We start from the raw sequence: 239 nt of genomic DNA, 5'->3' as shown, positions 1-239 counted from the left end.
ATCAACTCACCTGGCCAGGTAGCGCGCGCAACCGGCGCATACCTGTCATCGCCGTGGCCACGTAGCTAGCCTTACGGTTCACTACCTCCACCCAGACCTTCACACCTTCAACTCTCACCGTGTATGTCTCCTTCATCTTGCTGCGCCCGTAGTCGCCGTAACGTTCGTGATGAGTGGCCAGCGCGATATCGCACGCCTGACGCGCTAACGGGGATTGCTGATTGCCTCGGTTAATTAGT

Annotated in this window: 1 protein-coding gene; it reads right to left on the bottom strand. The window is 57.7% G+C overall.

The window, feature by feature from the left end; translation table 11 throughout:
- Position 1: 1 nt before the first annotated feature.
- On the bottom strand, positions 2–239 hold a 238-nt coding region (locus JSN25_RS17200; protein ID WP_204525175.1), incomplete at its 5' end, for a DUF4060 family protein.

The sequence above is a fragment of the Citrobacter cronae genome (assembly GCF_016893685.1).
Taxonomy (GTDB): Bacteria; Pseudomonadota; Gammaproteobacteria; order Enterobacterales; family Enterobacteriaceae; genus Citrobacter; species Citrobacter werkmanii.
The sequence above is the reverse complement of the archived record's forward strand: the minus strand, read 5'-3'. Positions and strand labels throughout refer to the sequence as shown.